Annotated in this window: 15 protein-coding genes; 13 read left to right on the top strand and 2 right to left on the bottom strand. The window is 44.7% G+C overall.

The annotated features are described in order from the left end of the window. Positions 1-59: 59 nt before the first annotated feature. On the top strand, positions 60-1,112 hold the full coding sequence (locus tag A8708_RS15250; RefSeq protein ID WP_068664833.1) for a zinc-binding dehydrogenase: 1,053 nt from the start codon (positions 60-62) through the stop codon (positions 1,110-1,112). A 66-nt stretch (positions 1,113-1,178) separates the two neighbouring features. Here A8708_RS15250 and A8708_RS15245 read toward each other — a convergent pair whose 3' ends face one another. After that, a complete protein-coding gene (locus A8708_RS15245; protein WP_068664831.1) occupies positions 1,179-3,560 on the bottom strand; it encodes an AraC family transcriptional regulator in 2,382 nt (793 codons plus the stop codon). A gap of 267 nt (positions 3,561-3,827) precedes the next feature. Between A8708_RS15245 and A8708_RS15240 the strand changes: the two genes are divergently transcribed. The 12 genes from A8708_RS15240 to A8708_RS15185 all read left to right on the top strand — a co-directional run bounded on the left by A8708_RS15240 (position 3,828) and on the right by A8708_RS15185 (position 20,528). Further along, positions 3,828-4,937 carry an SGNH/GDSL hydrolase family protein gene (locus A8708_RS15240; RefSeq protein ID WP_068664829.1) on the top strand — a complete coding sequence of 370 codons (1,110 nt, stop codon included), beginning with the start codon at positions 3,828-3,830 and terminating at the stop codon, positions 4,935-4,937. 169 nt (positions 4,938-5,106) lie between these two features. Continuing rightward, positions 5,107-6,054, top strand: a complete 948-nt coding sequence (locus A8708_RS15235; protein WP_068664827.1) for a helix-turn-helix transcriptional regulator — start codon at positions 5,107-5,109, stop codon at positions 6,052-6,054. A gap of 56 nt (positions 6,055-6,110) precedes the next feature. Beyond that, complete coding sequence (locus A8708_RS15230) at positions 6,111-6,587, top strand: GyrI-like domain-containing protein (RefSeq protein WP_068664825.1); 477 nt, start codon at positions 6,111-6,113, stop codon at positions 6,585-6,587. A gap of 417 nt (positions 6,588-7,004) precedes the next feature. Next, entirely contained in the window at positions 7,005-8,864 is a 1,860-nt protein-coding gene (locus tag A8708_RS15225; protein WP_068664823.1) for a sensor histidine kinase, read from the top strand. After that, entirely contained in the window at positions 8,861-10,444 is a 1,584-nt protein-coding gene (locus A8708_RS15220) for a response regulator (RefSeq protein WP_068664821.1), read from the top strand. The genes A8708_RS15225 and A8708_RS15220 overlap by 4 nt, the downstream gene beginning before the upstream one ends. 178 nt (positions 10,445-10,622) lie before the next feature. Continuing rightward, positions 10,623-11,504 (top strand): ABC transporter permease, encoded by an 882-nt coding sequence (locus A8708_RS15215; RefSeq protein ID WP_420848566.1) that lies wholly within the window; start codon positions 10,623-10,625, stop codon positions 11,502-11,504. Between the two features lie 2 nt (positions 11,505-11,506). Beyond that, entirely contained in the window at positions 11,507-12,376 is an 870-nt protein-coding gene (locus A8708_RS15210) for a carbohydrate ABC transporter permease (protein WP_068664818.1), read from the top strand. 66 nt (positions 12,377-12,442) lie between these two features. Next, positions 12,443-14,026, top strand: a complete 1,584-nt coding sequence (locus tag A8708_RS15205; protein WP_068664816.1) for a type 2 periplasmic-binding domain-containing protein — start codon at positions 12,443-12,445, stop codon at positions 14,024-14,026. A gap of 70 nt (positions 14,027-14,096) precedes the next feature. Beyond that, a complete protein-coding gene (locus A8708_RS15200) occupies positions 14,097-16,757 on the top strand; it encodes a glycosylhydrolase-like jelly roll fold domain-containing protein (protein ID WP_068664814.1) in 2,661 nt (886 codons plus the stop codon). 12 nt (positions 16,758-16,769) lie between these two features. Next, complete coding sequence (locus tag A8708_RS15195; protein ID WP_068664811.1) at positions 16,770-17,534, top strand: discoidin domain-containing protein; 765 nt, start codon at positions 16,770-16,772, stop codon at positions 17,532-17,534. Between the two features lie 31 nt (positions 17,535-17,565). Then, positions 17,566-18,471 carry a nucleoside hydrolase gene (locus A8708_RS15190; protein WP_068664809.1) on the top strand — a complete coding sequence of 302 codons (906 nt, stop codon included), beginning with the start codon at positions 17,566-17,568 and terminating at the stop codon, positions 18,469-18,471. After that, the gene (locus A8708_RS15185) at positions 18,471-20,528 is read left to right on the top strand and encodes a beta-galactosidase (RefSeq protein ID WP_068664807.1); all 2,058 of its coding nucleotides are present in this window, start codon (positions 18,471-18,473) and stop codon (positions 20,526-20,528) included. Before A8708_RS15190 ends, A8708_RS15185 begins: the two co-directional genes overlap by 1 nt. A 275-nt stretch (positions 20,529-20,803) precedes the next feature. On the opposite strand, the gene A8708_RS15180 is transcribed toward A8708_RS15185, so the two are convergent. Continuing rightward, the gene (locus A8708_RS15180; RefSeq protein ID WP_239696697.1) at positions 20,804-22,705 is read right to left on the bottom strand and encodes an acyltransferase family protein; all 1,902 of its coding nucleotides are present in this window, start codon (positions 22,703-22,705) and stop codon (positions 20,804-20,806) included. Positions 22,706-22,902 lie beyond the last annotated feature (197 nt).

The following is a 22,902-nucleotide window of genomic DNA, read 5'->3' as shown; positions in this document are numbered from 1 at the left end:
GTCTCCGGATCTTCGTTTTGTTTTCCTTATACAGCAATTTATAAGGGAGGCTACTAGCCATGACAACAACAATTCAAGCTATCGTATTTGAACGTGTAAACGAGGTGGGTTTCGGTACCTTTACGCTGCCTGAAATGAATGAGAATCAAATGCTTGTGAAAACACGCTATACCTTTGTTTCAAGTGGAACGGAAACGCGCGTCTTAGGAGGGTACTATGGCGCTGCTGACAAATTTCCACTTATTCCAGGCTACACGGCTGTTGGTGAGGTGGTTAGCGTGGGTGGAAATGTAAAGGGGTACCGCGTTGGTGACCTGCTGAGCTACAATCCGCAAACGAACCTGAAAGAGATCAATTCGCAATGGGGAGGGCAGGCGAGTATGCATCTGGTTGGCGTGGAAGAAAAGCCAATGCTGCTGCCCAGAGGATCAGATCCCTTGGACTATGTCGTGAGCCCTGTGGCGGCGATCAGCTTGCGAGGCGTCATGGCAGCACAACCACAACGTGATGAATGCGCAGTGGTCATCGGACAAGGGGTCATTGGGGCTTTCTCTGCGGGCTTTCTTGTCAACAAAGGCTGTCGGGTGATCGCTGTTGATCTGTCTGAATCTAGGCTTCAGCGTTCCTTGAGCTACGGTGTTCACGCTTGTGTTCAGGCTTCAGATCCTGATGCCTTAGAACGAATACTTGCCTATTGTGATGGTGGGGCCAACATTGTGGTGGAAGCTTCAGGCTCCACACATGGCGTAGCGCTTGCTCATAAGCTAATTCGGAGAACGCCAAATGTGTTTCGGGATCCGAAAACCTATTACGTAAACCCTATTTCAGGTATTGTCGGTCATTGGCCGCGTATCGTCTATCAAGCCACCTACATAGACAAACTTAGCCTTGACCCCAGAGTTGATTTGCAGTCGGAAGGTGTTCTCCTTCTCATGCCTGGGGACCGAGGAAATGAAGATCGATTGAATGCGATTGAAGCGATTCGAAGTAAAGCGATTGATCCTCGGCTTTATATCGATCGCGTCGTCCCTTATACAGAAGCGCCGGCAGCCTACGAACAATTGCGTTTACACCCGAATGAGGTCTTCTCAGTTGTATTTGATTGGACTTAATAACGAATAAAGACCGAACAAGGTACCCTGTGATGTGGTACCTTGTTCGGTCTTTTATGTTCTGTTTTAGAATTCCAAATCGTTCTTTGAATGTATTAATTGCTTTACATTGCTTTTTAACGCGTATTCTTTAGGAGTTACACCAAAATGTTTTTTAAATAAACTAAAGAAATACGTTTCATTTATAACGCCTATTTTTTCTACAATTTCGCGCACGCTGATGTTATTTTCACTGAGTAATTGGGCTGCTTTCGCGAGTCTTGTTTCATTAATATAGTCAGAAACAGATACTTGCTTGGCCTCTTTGAATAGATTGCCTAGACGTCGCTGCGATATTTTCATCATGGTTGCGATGGATGCCAAACAGAGGGAAGGATCATGATAGTGGGTCTCAATGTAATCAGATACGGTATCTACGACATAATGATTTAACTTTTTCGCTGGCTCCCCTGGCATGGTTTGCAAGGAATCTTTCAGCGCGTCCATGATCGTTTCATAGATGCTGTCTAACGTCTCTTTCTCCATTAGCTGAAGCGAAAAACTAGATAGATCGATCATCAAAGAGGGCATAGCTGGTTCTGAGCTTGATTCTAATGTTTTTTTCACCGTTTCTAAGAGCCGGAAGGTCGAAGCTAACGCATTATAATAGTTGAGTTGGCGAATTTCATGGAATATCAGCTTCATCGTGTCATCAATTGCAGTTAAGTCCCGTTTGCGGAGCGCGTCTTGCAAGTTTTCTTCTAACTTCTTTGCATATCCTGTTTTGGCGTTGTTTTCATGTAGAAGTAACACTGTAGCATCCAGAATGGCATGATGACCATAATGAAAACGATATACCGTTTGATCCAGCGATTTGTTATAGAGATTATGTAAGGATTCGATCGTAGTAGATAAAGGGCTGATGGACGCCGTAAATGTAATTTTATAAAACTGACCGACGTATTGTTGGGCCTCTTGAATCAGGGATGTCACAGTGGATTCAACATGTTCAGCCGCCTGGGGAATGCTCAGAATGAGGACAACATGGTCATCCTTTAAGTCTAAGCCTTCATTTATATACGTTCGAGAAATACATTCCGAGGCAATGTTGATCATCGCATAGCGTATGGTTTCTTTATCTTTGGAAGAAAATCTTTGCTGGAAATCCTTGTAGTTGTCTATTTTTAAAAGTAAAACGGCATAAGATGTGTCCAGTGGCAAGGCTATCTTCATTTCCTGAAAGATGCTTGCCAGCTCCGCAGTATCCAACTTCAAATTTTCCGTAAGGATACGGTTTAACCAGTAATGCTTCATCACATCTCCGTACTGGTAGAGCTGTTTATCATAAAGCTTCAGCTTTTCCATGGATTGCTTATAAACGTAATCTAAATAGGAGATTTCATCGCCTTTTCCTCTTTGTTGAAAGGGATGAAGGCGATTGGATGAAATCGTTTGCACCAAATTGCCGATAGGACTATAGATTTTACGGGAAATACTGACAGAAATAACAATAGCCATGACAAGAAATATGAGTGTAATGAAGATAATGCTCGTCTTAAAGCCCTGGATATACCCGTATACTTCAAGGGTTGGTTGGATCTTCAATAACGTCATGTTAATGCTATCGATATATAAGTAAGTAACTAAATATTGCGTGTCCATGTATTTGCTTTTGAACGAACTTTCGGATTCTGCCGACAAAGTTTCTTGCGTGTGACGTTTAACCTCATCCTTTAACCATGTCAGTTTGGCGGGATCTTCTTGGTTGTCATCCTCATTAATGTAGTTTCCATTCGAATCAAGGATATAAATATTATTTCCCTTCTGGCGATCAACCATATTGATTTGCTTAATGTTGCCCAGCAGCCATTCCGGTTTCACATTAATAACCACAGCGCCATTCGGATTTTCGATCTTCGTGGCCGTCTCATACATAAAATAGGAAAGAACGCGTTCACTTTTGTTACCGCCATTTACGACTTTGTGAATATCGCGAAATATCGGTTTTAATTTGGGAAGGATTTGATCTGATTTAAACAACGCTAACACTTGCGGATCATCAAAGAAAATGGGCGAGCCCGCATTATAGAATTGATTAAGATTACGGTTATATACACTGATGGAGTGAATATAGGGGTAGGAGGAGTTTAGTGAATTCACGACGTTATTTATGCGCGTGATGACATCAACCATATTCTCCTGCTCCGCATACATAATGGAGGTAATATCGTTATTTATATACAGGGACTGCGTGAGTCGGCTTATGGTTTCATTCATGAGGTTCGTATTGTATTTGACTTGAAGCAATATTTTTTTGCTGTTGTCGGATTCCTTGCTGATCATTAAGCTTTGTGCATTCCAATAAATGATGACGGACAGAATGCCAACGATGAGTAGTACGGACGCGCTGATCCACATGACGATTTTCAAAAGAAAGCTTTTCGAGGCAAACGAGGTGTTTAATTTCATGAATGATCTTACTCCTTCCATGCCTTGTAGAAGTGAGAATACCTTAAACAAAAGTAAAAGTAAATAATATTAGCGAATCTCATAGTAATGAACATAAATCATATAGTTCTTGGGTACAAATTCTCCATCGCTTTACTACAATTTTTAGAAGTATCGGCGTAATTTGTAGTATACAATCCAGCGTGAATTCGCTATGTTTAAGCTAACGAGTATACGGCTAATGAGATTGCTCACCCTGCTCGTAATTCACGTGGAGATGAATGAGATATGGAGATCATACAGCTTCGAAATCGTTTAACACAAGTCCGAAATAAGCTGCGTTCTGGGCAATTAACGTTGGGTTTCATTGGTGGGTCTATTACCGCAGACAGCGGAGTGATGGCGAATTGGCCGGAGCCAGTCGCGCGTTGGTTCGTTGAAACATTTCCTCAGGCACGTATCACAGTAGAGAATGCGGCAATTGGTGCGACAGGCAGCGATTTGGCTGTTTTTCGTGCAGAGCGGGACTTAATCAATCATCAATGTGATCTGATTTTCATTGAATTTGCCGTTAATGACTACCTTACACCGTCTGAACAGCGGATGAGGGCAAGAGAAGGATTAATCCGCAAGCTCTTGGCAGATGGCCGAAGTGAGCTCCTATTCATTTATACCTACAGTCAGAGAATGTACGAGGACATGTCTCAGGGAAAAGTTCCTGCCAGCATCGCTGAATTTGAAGAGCTAGCTGAGCATTATAGCATTAGTACGGTTTGGGTCGGGCTGTATGCTTGGCAGGAAGTGAAGAGGGGCCGAATGACTTGGGACGAGTGGCTGCCGGATGGGCTGCATCCTACGCATCGGGGGAGTCTCAGTTATGGACAATGTGTGATCGACTATTTGACCAAAGATTTGTTGGTGGCTCCAGAGGCTGCTCTTGGCGACGGTAAGCGTGACAGTTCTGCGCCGCTCGCAGCGCCGCTTAACAGCAATCATTGGGGAGATGTGCATACGCTCTCCTTTGATGAGGTTCAGTTGGAAGGACCTTGGCTGATTAGACGGGCAACGGCTCACATGCCTAGAGTAGATCAAATCTTATGTACATCTGCAATCGGGGCGAAGCTATCCTTTTCTTTTACAGGCAAGGGGTTGGCTCTAGCCTTCGATTATGGCAAAAAATCAGCTGAATTCACGTATAGGCTTGATGGAGGTTCACCTATCACGACGTGTCGGGATCGGCCGAACTGGTGCGGAGATAGCGGCTGGTTTCGCATCTACTGGATCGCGGATGATCTGGAGGACGGGCCGCATCATATGGAACTGGAAGTTGTTCATGGCAACAGAGAGGAATGCACGGGGACGAATTTTCATTTGGGACTTATCGGCATCGTGAAGTGAGAACGGAGTAACCGATCCCATTAACGATCCCGTGACAAGACAGATCAAACAAGCGGATCTCGCATAGTGCTGTAGAGGGTTTTTCTGGGATAGTGCCAGAAAGCCCTTTTTCGGTTAAAATGAGTCGGAGTATATGCAATGTAGAGTCTAATGGGGTGTGCTATCTGATATGAAAATTGACCGATTGCTGGCAATGACGGTGTTGATGCTGAATCGCGGGCGAGTCAGCTCCAAAGAATTGGCGGACCGTTTTGAAGTTTCGACGAAGACGATTTACCGGGATATGGAGACCTTGAATCAATCGGGCATTCCAATTGTCGCCCATAAGGGCATATCTGGTGGATTTGAAATCATGGAACCCTATACGATGGCTCGACAGTTCTTAACCCTCAGTGAAATCGAAGCGATCGTCGCAGCGGTTAAAGGGATACATACGGCCATGGATGACCGGATGTTTGGCACGCTGTTGGATAAGGTAAAGGCGCTGCTCAATCGAGGAGACCGACTTCAGATGGAACAGCAGGGAGCGGAAATTGTTTTTGATTTGAATCCGTGGGGCCAAGGACCCCTTGCACGTGATAAAGTGAACAACCTGAGAAAAGCCATTGTGCATACCAAGAAGGTTGAATTCAAGTATTTAAATATGAACGGTACAGAGAGTAAGAGAGTCGTCGAGCCCCTCGCTTTAATTTTAAAAGGATACTTATGGTACTTGCAGGCCTATTGCACGCTTCGAAGTGAATTTCGAGTGTTTCGACTCTCTCGTATACAGGAGTTGCTGGTGCTGGATCAATCCTTTGTAAGAAAACAGGCTCCTTCGCTAGAGGGCTATGCCTGGGAGTCAGATTGGTCAAACGCTAATGTGCAAGAGATGACATTTCGGTTTCATTCGAGAGTTCACTATCGCGTTTGGGATAGCTTCGATCCAGCACAGGTTACAAGACAGGAAGATGGTTCTTTACAGGTAAAAGGATCCTTCACCGAAGATGAATGGCTGTACGGCATGCTGCTGAGTTACGGTGCACATGTCAGAGTCGAAGAGCCGCACCATGTAGCCGAAGAAGTTGTGAATCGGGCACGAAATATTATAGAACGTTACAACAAACTGGACAGATAGGTGTCCACTTTCTCCGTGTATACTGATGGTACATACAAGGAGATGAGGACGTAATTATGCACACATGTATAACAGAACAGCCAGCAATAACACTAACAGGTGTTCATGTACGAACAACAAACGCAGAGGAAGCAGGGCCGAATCGGAGGCTGCCGCAGCTGTGGGAAACCTATTTCCAAAGCCAAATAACGTCATTGATCCCGACAATCCATTCTCATCTGATTTATGCGTTATATACGGATTATGAAAGTGATGCTTCAGGCGAATACACCACTCTGATAGGACACCAAGTAGCTGACAATATTTCACGAGATGAAGACAAGTTCCATCAGGTGCAAGTGCCAGCAAGCAAATACTTGGTATTTACGACAGAAAAGGGCCCTGTCTATGAAGTGGTTGCACAGGCATGGGCAAACATTTGGGCTTATTTCAAGGATTCAGAGGAAGTAAGGGCATATACAGGGGATTACGAGTTATATGACGCCAGACATTCAGATGATTCACAGGTACAGATTTTTATAGCAATTAAGTAGGAAGAAGGTTCAACTTCATATCATCCGACTTCACCGGGTTATTAGATCGCTCTCAACCTCGGAGGTCTCGCTCATACGAAGGGGACAGGAGTTCTTGCATTCAGCAGTTCCGGATCTCCCGAATGTGTTGATGGAGAAGTTTGGTACTTGGGTAAGAGTGTTCCTACGCAGTAACCATTGAGAGCTTACCAGAATTAAGAAGAACAAGTAAGATCCAGAAGGTTTGAGCAGACATAACCACTGCTCAGACCTTAGTTTTTTTTTCACACATATAAATATCCTTGAAATGGCCTAGTAAAAACTACTAATTACCTCTTTATTTCATCATTCAAATTAGGTATATTTTCGTGTGAACAGAAACAAAATAACTTTTACGAATAATCAATTATAAGACGTGTACAAAAGGATGGGCTAGTCATGGGGAACAATCGTTGGACACAAAGAGTAGTTGTCGTCATCAGAAACATGAAATTCCAAAACAAACTCATGTTCGGTTACCTTCTCGCCTGTGTCATCCCTCTCATAAGTGTAAGCGTTATCATATTTAATCAATCAGCAGCAGGCCTTGAGGACTCCTCCGAAGAGTTTGCTTCCCTGTATACATCTCAGATTCGGACCACGTTGAATCAGTTTGTCGAAGAGTATGACAAAGTGACCAAGTCCGTTCTTGTCGAGAACGGTTTGATATACAATCTTGCTGGAGAGCAAAATCTGTCCATGGAAGAACTGATTAATCAAAAGATTGCGGTTCAACGTCTGATGATGCGAGTTACATGGCTCAAGTCTGACATTAGTACTTTGATGTTGGTGAGCCGCGATAACAATGTATATCAATATACGACAACAACAAGTAGAGTGAATGAGAACGCTTTACTTTCCCAGGCTAAAGTATGGAATGAGCGGTATCGGAACACTGAGGATCCGTTTTTTATTACAGGATTGCATGATCGTTCCTATTATGAGGATAAAGGCAAGGGAGCCGTGGTAACGGTAGGGAGGCTGTTGTTCAGCTCCGATGGGGCTTATGCCGGCTTACTTCTGATTGACCTTGATCCCTTCATCTTGCTGCAGCTTGATCCGGATTTTGTCTTGGCACGCGATAAATATGGGATGAGTGTCATTATCAGTAATCGTCAAAAGGAAATCGTCTACCATTCCGATGCGGCCAGCGGTCGCATGACATGGGAACGTACACTCGAGTTTGGTGCAGACTTTGTTAAGGATCGTGAAGATAAAGACCGGATTATTTTAACTGGAACTACCATAGAAGGGGATCTAAATATCAAAACGGAAATACCGCGTTCTAGACTGCTTCAGAAAATTAATCGCATCAAAGGGGTGACTGTAATTGTCATCCTGTTGAGCTGTGTGATCATAGCCCTAATCTCCTTCGGATTAAGTTACACGATCACCAGGCCGATTAAAGCCCTCCGCAGAAGTATGAAGCAGGCAGAAGCAGGTCAATATCTGCCTTTGGAAAGAGAACAGGCTAACGATGAAATTGGAAGTCTCGTATATAGCTACAATAAAATGATTATAACGATTCGTACCTTAATTGAAGAGGTGTATTTAGCGGAAATTAAGCAACGTCAAGCTAAATTACTAGCGCTTCAAAATCAAATCAATCCTCACATGCTCTACAATACGTTGGAATCCATTCGTATGAAAGTACTGGCCAAGGATGATGAGGAGAGTGCCGGTATGATCATGATTCTGGCTCGCATGTTTCGGCTCGCCTTGGGCAAGGGGAGCAAATACCATACGATACAGCATGAATTGGCGTACACCGCTAATTATATGCAACTTCAAAACATCCGATTTGATAATATGTTCAGTTTAAGTGTCAGGATTCCTGAAGAAATTCAACACTGCACGATTATCCCTCTCGTATTTCAGCCCATCGTTGAGAATAGTATCAACCACGGATTTATGGATTATAGTCATCCCATAAGTATTGTGATCGAAGGCGACTGGACGGATGAGGGGGAGATTATCATTCGGATAAGGGACAATGGAGCAGGTATCTCAGAAGAGAAGCAAGAAGAGCTCCTGGCCATGTTGGAGCATGTGGTATTGGATAAATACAAACTTGAAGAGGATAATGAATCAGAGAATAGCGGTCTAGGTCTGAAAAATATTGCTGAGCGGATCAAGCTTCATTACGGAGACAAGTATTATTTGACGATTCGTTCTGGCGTGGATCGTGGAACGACGGTTGAAATTTGTATTCCGAACTTAGGGGATAAGTATGCGAAGAGAGGGAGGCATGGGGAATGAAGCTAATCGTAGTAGATGATGAAAAAGGTATTGTAGACGGTCTCCGAAGAATGATAAACCGTTATATTCCGGAATGCGAGGTTATCGGTACAGCTCATAATGGCTTGGAAGGCTTCGAATTAATTCAAACCCTTCAACCAGACTTGGTCATTACGGATATCCGTATGCCGAAAGCAGATGGCCTTGACATGATTAAGATGTTGAATGACGTGGGGAGTCAGGCGAAATTCATCCTCTTAAGCGGGTATACCGATTTCGAATACGCGAGGCGAGGCATGCAATTAGGTGTACATTACTATATCAACAAACCAGTCGAAGTTGAGCAACTGCGTGAATGCGTAGGCCAGGTCATGGAGAAGATTCGCTTAGAAAGAACAAAGATGCAAGAAATGAATGAGTTGAAGCAGGAGGTACTCACCCGTAAGCAAGAGAAAGCTTGGCGAGATGTGCTAGATCTCGGAAGCGATAATTCGGATTTCTTGGAAGAGTTGCTTCAGATGGCACAGATTCCCATGGAGAATGCTTCTTTCCTGTGTGCCATTCTTGAATTAGACGGCAGCGCCGCTGCGATGAAGGAACTTAGTTTACATGCTGTATTTGAGCATATCGATCGGATCTTTAAACAATATCAAGGCGTGTTTCGTTTTCGCTATGCGGGATCCCAAGTGGCTATCGTGATAGCTCATGGTGAATCCATTAAGTATGAGGATCTAGTCCGTGCGAGCGCCCTTTTGAAGGAAGAAGTACAACTTGAACTGAATCTGTCTGCAACCGTAGGAATCGGAACCATACAGAAGAGTGCTGCCGGAGTCAGTCAGTCGTTTGAAGAAGCCAGTTATGCGTTAAGTTACAAGTTCATCAAAGGAAGCGATGAAGTAATTCCGTTTCCGGAGATCAACAACCTGACAGGACCAAGTCATGCTGTCCCTGAAGAGCTGATAGCCAAGCTGGAAGCCGGTCTCGATAATATGGACGAGTCTGGTTGCGTAGAAACCATTCGCGAGATCTTCCGAGGGATGGAAGCAGAAAAGAACATGAGAGCGGCAGATCATCAGTCTCAGTGTTTGAACATACTTCTCTCATGCGTTCGAAATATGCCCTTTCAACAGCTGCAGCAGAATGATTTCTTGGGCCGACATATTCTATCTCTAGAGAGTATTTCGCGGTCTCGGACGTTAGAGCACCTTGAAGAATGGACGCTTAAAGTCATTCGAAGAATTATCTCGTTCAAATTGGAGCATAATATCCCCAAGAAGAAAGACATTATAACAGAGATCAAGGATTATCTTGTGAAAAATTATAAAGAACCGATCCGAATTGCTGATTTAGCCTCTCGTTTTTTTATCTCTCCCCTTTATTTAAGTCAGTTTTTCAAACAAAAGACGGGGGAAACATATGTGAATTTTCTGACTCAGATCCGCATCAACAAAGCCAAAGAACTTCTACAGAGTACCGATTTAAAAGTGTACGAGATCTGCGAGATGGTTGGATATTCCGATACCCAGCACTTTGCTAGATTATTTGAGAAACTAACTGGATGCAAACCAAGGGAATATAGAAAAAATATACCAAATGCATAATGTAATTGGCCACTCCGACCAGGAGTGGTTTTTCAAATTCTAAGAAATGACCTTGTTTTTACTTGGATTTGCCCAATTGAGGGATGCCCCCCCTGGCGGTATGATTATACATGTAAGCGATATCAACAAGAGAAGATACGGGGGAGGGAACACAGTGAAAGTAGCTTCAATCAATCGAATGAAGGTGTATTGGCCGTTATACGTCATGGCGATTCCGGGAATCATTTTTCTCGTTATATTTAAATACATCCCGTTGGCCGGCGCTGTAATCGCCTTCAAAGACTACTCGGTGTTTAAAGGATTCATCGATAGTCCATGGGTAGGTCTCAAGCATTTCAAGACATTAATTCATCATCCTGATTTTGTAAGGGTGTTCAGCAACACCATGATTTTGGGATTTTTGAAAATCGTTCTAGTTTTTCCGGTCGCTGTTCTACTGGCACTTATGATGAACGAAATTCGTAGATCAGCGCTCAAGAAAGGGATTCAAACCGCGCTGTACATTCCACACTTTTTGTCATGGGTTATCGTTTCTGGTATTATCTTTGATTTCTTTTCAATCAGCGGATTGTTCAACATTGTCATTGGGTGGTTTGGTCATGAACCTGTGCTAGCGATGCAGGAGAGTGCATACTTCCGTCCTATCTATGTGATCTCATCCATTTGGCGAGACGCCGGCTGGGGAACAGTCGTATACATGGCTGCCATTAGTGCGATCGACCCTCAGCTTTACGAATCAGCTATGATGGATGGCGCATCAAAATTCAAGCAAATTCGTCATATTACGTTGCCGCTCTTACTTCCTACAGTGCTCGTCCTGTTCTTACTAGAAATTGGTAATTTCCTGGATTTGGGATTTGATCAAGTCTTCAATATGCTGACTCCAATGACTTATAGCGTAGGAGATATCCTTGATACTTATGTGTTCCGAACAGGTATTCAGCAGGCACAATATAGTTTTGCAACCGCTGTTGGATTGTTTCAATCCGTAATTGGATTTACGTTGGTGTTTATCTTCAATAAACTCTCGAAGAAATTCTCAGATGGGGGGCTCTGGTAGATATGTTTGAATCACGTGGAGAAAAAATATTCGTATCAACCATCACGATCCTTCTCATCTTGTTGTCCATTATGGCACTGATACCGCTGCTGTCCGTCATTTCCACATCATTAAGTTCCAAAAGTGCTGTTGATATGAATTTGGTCACGATCTGGCCCAAACAATTTACGCTGGACTCATGGGGGCAAATGATTGACCGCGTAGACCTGTGGAAATCCTTCTCCCTAACGCTCATATCGACGGTCGTAGGCACGGTGCTTGCTTTATTGATGACTGCTTTACTCGCGTATCCTTTGTCGAAATCGGAATTTCGCTGGGGACCTGTTATCATGATCGCTGTCGTCATCGCGATGATCTTCAAAGCACCGCTCATCCCTTACTTCCTGACGGTTCGAGGTGTTGGGCTTTATAATAACCCGTTGGTGCTCATCATTCCTCACATTCTGAATCCTTTCAATCTAATTATCATGAGATCCTTTTTCAAGGGATTTTCCAAAGAGTTGGAGGAAGCGGCATTTATGGAAGGAAGCGGATATTTCCGAATGTTGTTTCAATTCGTATTACCGCTGTCCAAAGCAGTATTGGCGACACTGGCCCTATTTTACGGAGTTGTGTTATGGAATCAGTTCCAGCATCCACTCTTGTTCTTGCAAGATCCTAACTGGTTCCCGCTGCAAATTAAGATTCGCCAGTTCATCACGGATGATAACGTGATTATGGTTGGGGCAGCTTCTACAGCTGACTTGAATTATAACGAGCGAACGTTGAGGGCAGTTACGGTTATCTTCGCTATACTACCAATTATCATGGTGTATCCGTTCCTTCAGAAATACTTTGTCAAAGGCGCTATGATTGGCTCGGTAAAAGGGTAAGAAATTCTTCAGGTTTCTAGGCATTTGCCTTAAACATATTATTTCAATTCATAGGGGGATTAACACATGGGTTTTAAAAAGTTAGGTTTGGTATCTGCGACATGTCTCCTTGCCATTACGGCCGTGGTTGGTTGTAGCAGCGCAAACAAAGAATCTTCCGGTACGACTGCACCTTCTGCACAGGTTCAGGATGCAAATGGCAGTGAAGTTGTGGATATTGAAGTGTGGGGTACCAATATCGGTTATAAACCGATCACCAAAGGCAGCAAGCTATATGAATTGTATAAAGAGAAGCTCGGTGTAGGTGTCATTCATCCTTATGTAGAATGGAACGGGGGCACGAATTACCTAAATCAGTTGAACCTGAAAATCGCTGCCGGCGAAATACCAGATTTATTCCTTCCTAAGGAAGGCATCGAAAACAGTTTAGCTAAAAATGGTGCGATTGCGGATCTAACAGAACTGCTGCCTAAATATGCTCCGAATCTTTGGAATGCGATTCCGAAAGATATTTGGGATATCGTGAAAGCGAACGACCCTACGGGGCAAGGGAAAATCTTTTATATCCCTGGCGTAGTTGACTACGGCAGATATGCTGGGATGATTCGCAAAGATTGGCTAGACAAATTAGGGTTACAGATGCCCAAAACGCAAGATGAGTACGTAAAGGTACTTGAAGCGTTCCGAGACAAGGATCCTAACGGAAACGGACAGAAGGACGAGCTTCCTACAGGTGGTCGTCAAGAAGCGCGCTGGATGGATCATTTGTTCGCGATGTATGGTGTAGCTATGTTCGAAGGATACCCACAATGGGATCTGTACGACGGCAAGCTGACTTATGCTGCAGTCACACCGAACATGAAATCCGCTTTGGAATTTGCTGCTAAGTTGTATAAAGACGGACTGATTGATAAAGAATCTCTCCTTAACGATAAGGCGAAGTGGGATGGAAAAGTAAATGACGGTAGAGCCGGGAACTTCTTCCACTGGGCAGAAACAAGTTATTTATACATGGAAAACACGTTCAAAAACACAGGTGTAAAACCTGACTTTGCAGTCCTTCCTGTGCCAGAGGTGCCAGGCTACAAAGGATTCTATACGTGGAAAAGATTCTTAGAGCCACAATGGGTTGTTAAGAACACGAAGGATCAAAAGAAATTAATGGCAACATTGAAGTTGTTGAACAACATGTATGACAAGAAGACTTGGAACTCCCTATTCCTTGGTGTAGAAGGTATGCACTATACGATGAAGGACGGCAAAGCGGTTAAACTTCCGGATGACAAGAGCACACAGGAAAATCTAATTCTTGATCCATATTCCAAATTGTCCACACTTGACTTCATGACTGAACTAAACAAAAGCACAGCTTCCAATGATAGAATGTGGGCTGTTGATCAAACGAATAGAAATATGCAAGAAGCACAAAAGTATGCAAAAACGATTGCCGGCGATGGTATGCCAGCAAGTGTTTACGACGGCTTCCCAGACATTAACAACCGTACACTGTTTATCGAATACGCAACTAAGATTATCCTTGGACAATTCCCGATCAGTAAATTCGACGAGTTCGTAGAAAAATGGAACAAAACGGGTGGCGAAGAAGTAACGAAACGCTCCAGAGAATGGTACGCAAAAGTGAAAAAATAATAGGGATTGACTCGATCCGCTCGGCTTCTTATCGAAGTCGGGCGGATCTTGTTACAAATAGGAGGTACCCATGAGTAATCGTATGAAAGAAGTGCTCCAAGGCCAAGAGAATAATTACATTCTTCCTTTCCTGTGGCAACATGGTGAGGAAGAAGCTGTGATCCGTGAAGAAATCGCCCGTGTGCATGAATCAGGCATCGGAGCCTTATGTATAGAAGCTCGTCCACATCCGGACTTTCTAGGACCCAAGTGGTGGACGGATATGGACATTATTATGGATGAGGCCCGAATCCGCGGCATGAAGGTTTGGCTGCTGGATGATGACCATTTTCCAACAGGACATGCCGCAGGCAAAGTAAAGGATGCTCCCGAAGCGCTTCATCGCAAGTTTCTAGCTGAGCGTTATATCGATACGCTCGGCCCTGCCAAAGGCACATCACTGCTGCTGAATACCTTACTGATGCGTGGCCTTCGACCGACGATCTCCCATCCGGAGCGGGCAACTGGCCTTAATAAACTAATCTCCGTTGTCGCGGTCCGGCGTGACCCAACAAGTGGAGATTTGCTTAGCGATAGTATCGATATCACGGATCGCGTGCAAGACGGCATCCTATACTGGGATATTCCTGAAGGGTATTGGCGCGTATTCATCATCACGGAAAATAAGGATGGCGGGAGCCTGCAACAAGACGATTATTTGAATCCGTTGGATCGGGATTCCGTTCGCATTCTGATTGATACTGTTTATGAGACTGTCTATGAAAGATACAAGGCTGATTTCGGTAAGACGTTTGCCGGATTTTTCTCGGATGAACCTGGATTTTACAATGACAAGACAACATTTGACTTTCAATCAAGACCAGGCAAAAAAGGCGTGCCTCTGCCATGGAGCAGTGATGTGCCAGTTCTACTTGAGCAGGCGCTAGGTGCCGACTACCGCAAACACCTTCATCTTCTCTTTCATGATGGGGGAGAACAGACTCAAGTCGTGCGGTACGCCTATATGAATATCGTAAGCAAGCTCTACGCGGACAACTTTTGCAGTCAAATCGGAGAGTGGTGCAGAGATCGCGGAGTCGAATATATTGGGCATGTTCTCGAAGACAATAACGTGCATGCAAGGCTTGGCTCAGGAGCCGGACACTTCTTCCGTTCCATGTGGGGGCAAGATATGTCTGGCCTCGATGTGGTACTGTGGCAGATCGTTCCTGGCTTTGATGAATTATCCTTCAGCAAGCCGGGCGGAGATACGGATAGTGAATTTTTCCACTATGGGCTTGCCAAGCTTGGGGTATCGCTGGGACACCTCGATCCGAAGAAGCAAGGCCGAACGATGTGTGAAGTCTATGGGGCATACGGCTGGGCGGAGGGCCTGAAGCTCATGAAATGGCTTACCGACCATATGCTAGTCCGCGGCGTCAATTATTTTGTTCCGCATGCTTTTACGCAGAAGGATCCGGATCCTGATTGTCCACCGCATATGTATGCGGGTGGGAAGAATCCACAGTATCGCTATTACAAGTACTTAAATCATTACATGAATCGGATCAGTCACCTGATTTCAGGTGGAAGGCATGTAGCGACTGCGGCCGTCGTGTATCATGCGGAAGCTGAGTGGTCAGGCGAGGCGATGCCCTTCCAAAAGCCCGTGAAGCAATTGATGCAGCATCAGATTGACTGCGAAATCCTGCCAATCGATATCCTTATGGATGCGGCAAGCGTGAAGGAGGGCAAGCTGCATGTTCATAACGAGGATTTTGCATGCCTTATCGTGCCCTATGCAGAGGCGCTCCCAGCCGCGGCGATTCGCCGTTTGGCAGCGTTTGCCGAACAAGGCTTAGCTGTGCGTTTTGTAGGCGGACTGCCGACACGAGCGAGCGAAGGCAGCGAGGTTTCCGCTGAGCTGGTTGAGCTTGCTAATCACCGAAATGTAAAGGTTGTTGCACTAGACGTTTTGGCACAAACGCTTGTTACGGATGGACATTATGAGATTCAAATTGACGCATTCCAACCGTATCTACGGAACTATCATTACGTGCATGAAGGTTTGGACGTATTTATGTTCTTTAACGAACATCCGCATCAAATCATTCGCAGGAAGATCGGTTTGCCAGTCCAAGGCGATGTCTATGCCTATGATGCCTTTATTAATCGACTGACAAAGCTCAATGCCTTGCAGGAGAACGATTCGAGCACAACAATCGAAGTCATCCTTCATCCGTATGAGTCTATCGTACTCATTCATGGTACTGATTTTGAAGGATTTGTGGGCGCACCGCAGATTGCAAGTAGTTCGGAATTGGAGATAAACAGCGAATGGGCGGTGTCTATTGCTACTGCGGAACAATATCCTCATTTTGAGGCATGGGGGAAAACGACCGCTTTAAGCAATATGAGTGAAGCTGGTTGCTTGCCGCGATTTACGGGAACCTTCCGTTATGAAACGGAATTTGAGTGGCATGAAACGGTGAATCAAGGCCTTCAATTAGAGTTGGGTGAAGTCTATGAAACCGCACAAGTATGGATTAACGGTGAAGAGGCGGGTGTTCGAATTTGTCCACCGTACGCTTTAGCAGTCGATGGCCTTGTCCACAAGGGGACCAATAAGTTAGTCGTAGAAGTTACGAATACGATGGTGAAAGAGCTGCCCGACTTCTTGTCGGCCTTTGCACAGCAAGAACCAAGCGGACTTATCGGGCCTGCTCGGGTGATTAAAACATTGAAGGAGTAACTTATATGACATATGTATGTAACCCAATTTCCATCGATGACAAAGCCATCTCGTGCCTCTTCTTGTGAAGTAGGGAAAGAGGCTTCGAAGGCAGCGGATGAAAATACTCAGAGCTGGTGGAGGGCAGCATCCAATGAACCGGGTGAATGGCTTGAGATTGATCTAAAGCATGTATGTGACTTACGAGCTGTACAAATTAATTTTGCGGATGATCAATTAGACCTTTCGTTTCCAAATGGGGTAACACCAATGGAAAACGGAGTCATCAACATAACGAAAAGATACCTGGATGAACGGATGCATGTGACAAGATGGCTTCTGGAGGGTTCCATTGATGGAGAAGACTATTTTGTGATGGAAGATAAATCATGCGTAGATTCTGATTTGTCACATGATTTTGTTGTGAAAGAAGAGGGTTTAAAAGCACGGTATATCAAGTGTACGGTTAAAGAACTTCCCTACAATCAACATACCTGCATATCCGGATTGCGAGTGTTTGGGATAGGTGAAGGGGAACATCCAGAACAAGTATCCAACGTTCAAACGAAGCTGTTGAGTGAGTTAGACCTATCCGTAGCATGGGAGAGTGATAGTGCTCTTGGATTTAATGTGTTATGGGGCTTTGCACCAGACAAACTTTATCACAGTTATATGGTTTTTGAGAGGAAATCCGTCCAAATTGGCGCTTTAATTAAAGGGCAATCGCTCTATGTCAGGGTTGATGCATTTAATGAAGTAGGCATCACCGAAGGGGAAGTACGCTGCGTAATTGAATAGCTGCAAATAAAAGTAAAGTGAGGTTAGGCTAATGAAATATGCCGCAGAGGTACCTGAGCTTAAGAAAATCCGCTTAATCGTGAACAGTGATGCCAAGAATGAAGCCGATGACCAGTATGCCATCGTTCATGCGCTATTAACCTCGCAATTTATCGTGAAAGGGCTAATTGGCGCTCATTTTGGCCCGGAGCGAAGCAAGACTTCAATGCTCGACAGTGTGAAAGAAATCGAACTTCTATTGGAACTCATGGGTTTAACGGGAGAATATCCCGTTCTTTGTGGAGCAGAACATGCGATGCAAGACGAAACAACACCGGCCCTATCGGAAGGAGCTGAGTTGATTGTACGAGAAGCTATGTCGGATGACCCAAGGCCATTGTTCGTCATTTTCTTAGGAGCCATCACTGATCTAGCGGCTGCTTATCTACTGAACCCGACGATTGCTGGTCGTTTGACAGCGGTATGGATTGGAGGAGGAGCTTGGCCAAACGGTGGCGAGGAATTTAATCTAGGGAACGATATGCATGCTGCGAATGTTGTGCTGGGTTCACAGATCCCGTTGTGGCAAATTCCTAGAAACGTCTACGCCAAGATGAGAGTTAGTATCGCGGAATTAAAAGCGAGAGTAGAACCTTGCGGCGCTATCGGCCGCTATTTATATCAACAATTGGTGGAGACTAACGACCAATGGGCAAACAATCCAGGATGGCCTAGAGGAGAAGTATGGACATTGGGAGATTCTCCGGCTGTAGGTCTGTTGATGCACGATCAGCCTTTTGATTATGACATGAAGCCAGCTCCGCGCATAGCTGCTGACTTGTCCTATATTCATCATCAAATGGAGAGACGGATCAGGGTATATCGAGATATCGATGTCCGGTTTATTTTAGAGGATATGTATGCCAAATTAGCATTGTTTCATGCGGAGGTAAACTAATGGCAAAATCCATTCAAATGGATAAATTACGATTAGGCGTTTGTTATTATCCAGAGCATTGGCCCGAAGAGCTGTGGGAGGACGATTTCAGAAGAATGAAAGAGATGAATATCTCGGTCATTCGGTTAGCGGAGTTTGCTTGGACGATTTTTGAACCGCAGGAGGGCCACTTTGATTTTAGTTTCTTTGAGCATGTCATGGATCTTGCGCATCAGTATGGGTTGAAAGTAATCTTGGGAACTCCGACAGCAACACCTCCAGCATGGCTTACGCATACGTATCCAGAAGTGCTGAATGCGAATGTGGATGGCGTCCTGTATCGGCACGGTATGCGACGCCATACGAATTATTCCAGTCCGAAGTACAGAGAGCTGTGTGAACGTATCGTTAGCAACATGGTGAAAGCCTATCGCCATCATCCCACGCTTATTGGTTGGCAGATTGATAACGAGCTCAATTGCCAGATGGATCTTTTTTATGCAGAGACGGATCATATAGCCTTTCGAGAATGGCTTCAAGTTCGGTATGGGACACTAGATAACCTGAACAAAGCTTGGGGCACTGTGTTCTGGAGCCAGACCTATACCGAATGGGAGCAGGTATATCTCACGCGGACCATGGTCGGTGCGTCGCCGAATCCTCATTTGGCTTTGGATGAGAGGAGATTCATTTCGGACATCACGATTTCATTTGCCAAGCTGCAAGCGGATATTATCAGGGAACTAGATCCGCATCATTGGGTAACGACGAACGGCACCTTCGGTCATATTGATAATCACGAAATGACGGATCAGCTATTGGATTTCTTCTCGTATGATTCTTACCCGCAGTTTGCAACGGTTCGTGTGGGGGACGATGAGAATCCACTGAATGATCGCGCGTGGAGTATGAAGCTATCCAATGTCCGTTCGATGTCGCCGAATTTCTGTGTGATGGAACAGCAATCCGGTCCTGGCGGTTGGGTGGACAGCAAGGGAATGGGAACGCCTAGGCCAGGGCAAATCCGTCTATGGTCGTACCAATCGGTACTTCACGGCACGGACCTGCTTGTCTATTTCCGCTGGCGAACAGCAACGATGGGGACTGAAATGTATTGGCATGGCATTAACGATTACGCGAACGAACCGAATCGCAGAGTGAGAGAGGTAGGTCAGATAGGCGAAGAGTTTGCCCAAATAGGTGAGCTCGTTGCGGGTACGACCTATCAAGCGGAGATTGCCATCCTACAGGATTATGATAATAGTTGGGATGGAGAACTGGATCAGTGGCACGGTCCGCTAAATAACCAAAGTGTTCGTTCGTGGTATAAGCAGCTGCAATATCGTCATCTGCCGACCGATATGATCACATTGCGACCGACAACTGTTCTGGAGGACCTAACGAAATACAAAACCATCGTTTATCCGCATGCGGCGATCATGACAGATGAAACGGCAGCGCTTCTGCAAGAGTACGTTGCACAAGGAGGTATGTTATTCTTCGGTGCGCGTACTGGATATAAGAACCCGAGCGGTCATTGTTATATGCGGCCATTCCCGGGTGCAGTTGCTGAACTGTGCGGAATTAAAGTTGATGATTTTACGTTAATCAAAGGAACTGTAAAGCCAGCCGAGTTGAACTGGAGGGGGAGCAGCAGCTTGCCTTCAGGAACGACAGCTGTTGGCTTTAATGAAATTCTTCATGCTGAACAAGCGGATGTTGTCATTATGGCGGAATACGCCTCCGAGTATTACAAAGGAAAGCCTGCATTAACAAGAAGAACGGTGGGTAAGGGGCAAGTATGGTATTACGGAGCCGCTTACAACGAGCCTGTTGTGGATGCTATTTTGGATGAAATAGGTCTGAAATCTCCGGTAGCTGCGTATATGGATGTCCCTTCCGAAGTTGAGTTGGGCATTCGATACGCACAAGAGAAGGCGTATATGTTCTTATTGAATTATTCAGATAAGCAAGTAACCGTTCATGTAAAAAGGCCATTTGTATCTCTCTTAGACGGGCGTGTTGTTGATAAAGAGGTTCCTATGGATCCGTATGGGGTTCTAATTCTAGAGAAGTAAAGTTGGTTCATGACGATGAATGTGATGGGGCTGTCCACTGCCGCATCTCATTTAGATGTAAAAACTACAGCTAATGTGCTCGAATTTGAGGTGTTTCGTGATTAGATGGAAAACATTCAGGTAAATTCTATGAAATTTGAACAAGCGATATAATTGGAGAAATTTAACTACAGGAAATACAGGTAATCATCCGAATTCGCTTAATCCGTGAGGCGTTTCAATAAGTCTACATAGACTTTTGAGACAGCCTCATTTAATTTTGTTCTCCAAAAGCCTTACTTCCCAGCCCTTTTAACCGCTTTGCTCAAAAGTGACGCGTAATAACTTGCACCCTCCTCTTTGAGGTGAACACCGTCTTGGACAAAGTAGCTTTCCTTACCCTTGCTTGCTTTATACCAATCTACGATCGTCGCTTGTGGAAATTCAGCGGCAACCTTGGACAATGTAGTGTTGACTTGATCTTGCCAGTTGCGAGGCACACGCGTGTTCACTAGAATAATCTGTTTCGCATCCCCCAGCGAACTCATGACGTCACGCAATTGATCCGGATTGAAGGCGCCATTGGTTCCAAGTTCAATAATAATTCTTTTCCCCAGCAGATTCTTGGACCTCAGTTCATCGATAACCCCTTGCAATTGGGACATTTGTCTGCCAATTTTCCCATCGACAACGATACCTGGAAGCAGTTTCTCCAAGAACGGAGCTGCATCCAAAATAACGGAATCCCCAATAGCTGTAACACTTTGGTCATTATTAACTTGTGGCTTAGGGGGAGGGGATACCTCAGCTGGTGGTGGAGTTGGTGATTGTACGATTGCTTGTGATGACGATGTTGTTGACGATTGTATCTGAGATGACGATACAAATGGGATATCTAATGTTGAATCTGTTGTTGATGTGTTGATAGTCGTTACCTCTGAATGGATCGTAGCAGCGCTAGCTGACGATTTCACAGCAAATAGGTTATTGGAACATGAGATGGCGAAAAGTTGGATCGGTAAAATAATGATCATCAGCACATAGCGCAGTCGCACAGGAGAACGGAGATTTGTTAGCCATTGTCTTTGGATGACACCACGTCGGAATGGTTCCTCAATACAGGTATAAGAGAAAGCCGCCAAAATTAAGCTTAATAGAATCTGTAGAAGGATGGTACTTATGTGCGTTTCCTGTTTGTCAAAAGATGTACTAGTCAGTACAATAACCGGGTAGTGCCAGATATACAGACTGTAGGAACGCTTACCGAGCCAACGCAGCGGCTTACTGCCCATGACTTTCCCCAATAGGCTGGTTGGATGCGTAATTACAGCGATGACGATCGCAGATATTACGGAAAATAAGGCTAATCCACCGACATAAAGAGATGCGTTATAGGCATTCGTGGTTACCATCATAACTAGGATTCCAACTAGTCCTGCGCCTCCAATCAGATCTAGGATCACACTTGACTTGCCTGTCGTCTGCTTCGTTATCTTCTTGCTAGGCCATATAATGGCAAGGGCTCCACCTGCGAGCAGCGCAAAGGCACGTGTATCTGTACCATAGTAAATCCGACTTGGATCCATACCAGGCTGATAGACGAAAGCCATAACGAACATTGAAGCGAATACCCCTACTAACGTGAGTATGAGAAGTATCCCTCGACGGTTAACATAGCGTAGGAGAAGTGCCAGCACCAGTGGCCAGATGAAGTAGAACTGCTCTTCAATGGCTAACGACCATAAATGACCGATCGGAGATGGCGGACCGAAACTTTCAAAGTAAGAGACCTTATGAAATATGAGCCACCAATTGTTAAAGTAAAAGAATACCGATACGAAATCTCCTTGTAATTGAAACAAACGGGTTCGATCAAAAATAAGTAACCATAAACTGACGATGGCAAGCATGAACAGCATAGCCGGCATGAGCCTTCGTACCCTTTTTATCCAAAAAGTCTTGAGATCGATACGCCTCGTAGTTCGCCACTCGATAAGTAACTGATCGGTAATCAAATAGCCCGACAAGGTGAAGAAAACCCCAACACCCAATAAACCTCCGGGTAACCAAGAACTGTTCAAATGATAAACAATCACAGCTAGAACTGACAGCGCACGCAGCCCATCCAGCCCTGGCATATACCTCCATTTACTAGCATCGTTACTTGCTGTCAATTCACTTTCCACATGCATTCTCATCATCTGCTTCCTCCTGCTGTTAACAAAGCTCACCTATTTCAGATAAGAATTAGACGGAGGGATAGCGAGGAAAGTTGGCGTGAATTTGAGAAAAATTCAAGCCGATGGTTCGAGTGTGGGGATTTTCATTATATGGATACCATAATGTCGTGAAATGCACAGCCCGATGTCGTCAAAACGGTAGTGCTTAATCAGAA

The organism is Paenibacillus oryzisoli, assembly GCF_001653565.1.
GTDB lineage: Bacteria > Bacillota > Bacilli > Paenibacillales > NBRC-103111 > Paenibacillus_E > Paenibacillus_E oryzisoli.
The sequence above is the reverse complement of the archived record's forward strand: the minus strand, read 5'-3'. Positions and strand labels throughout refer to the sequence as shown.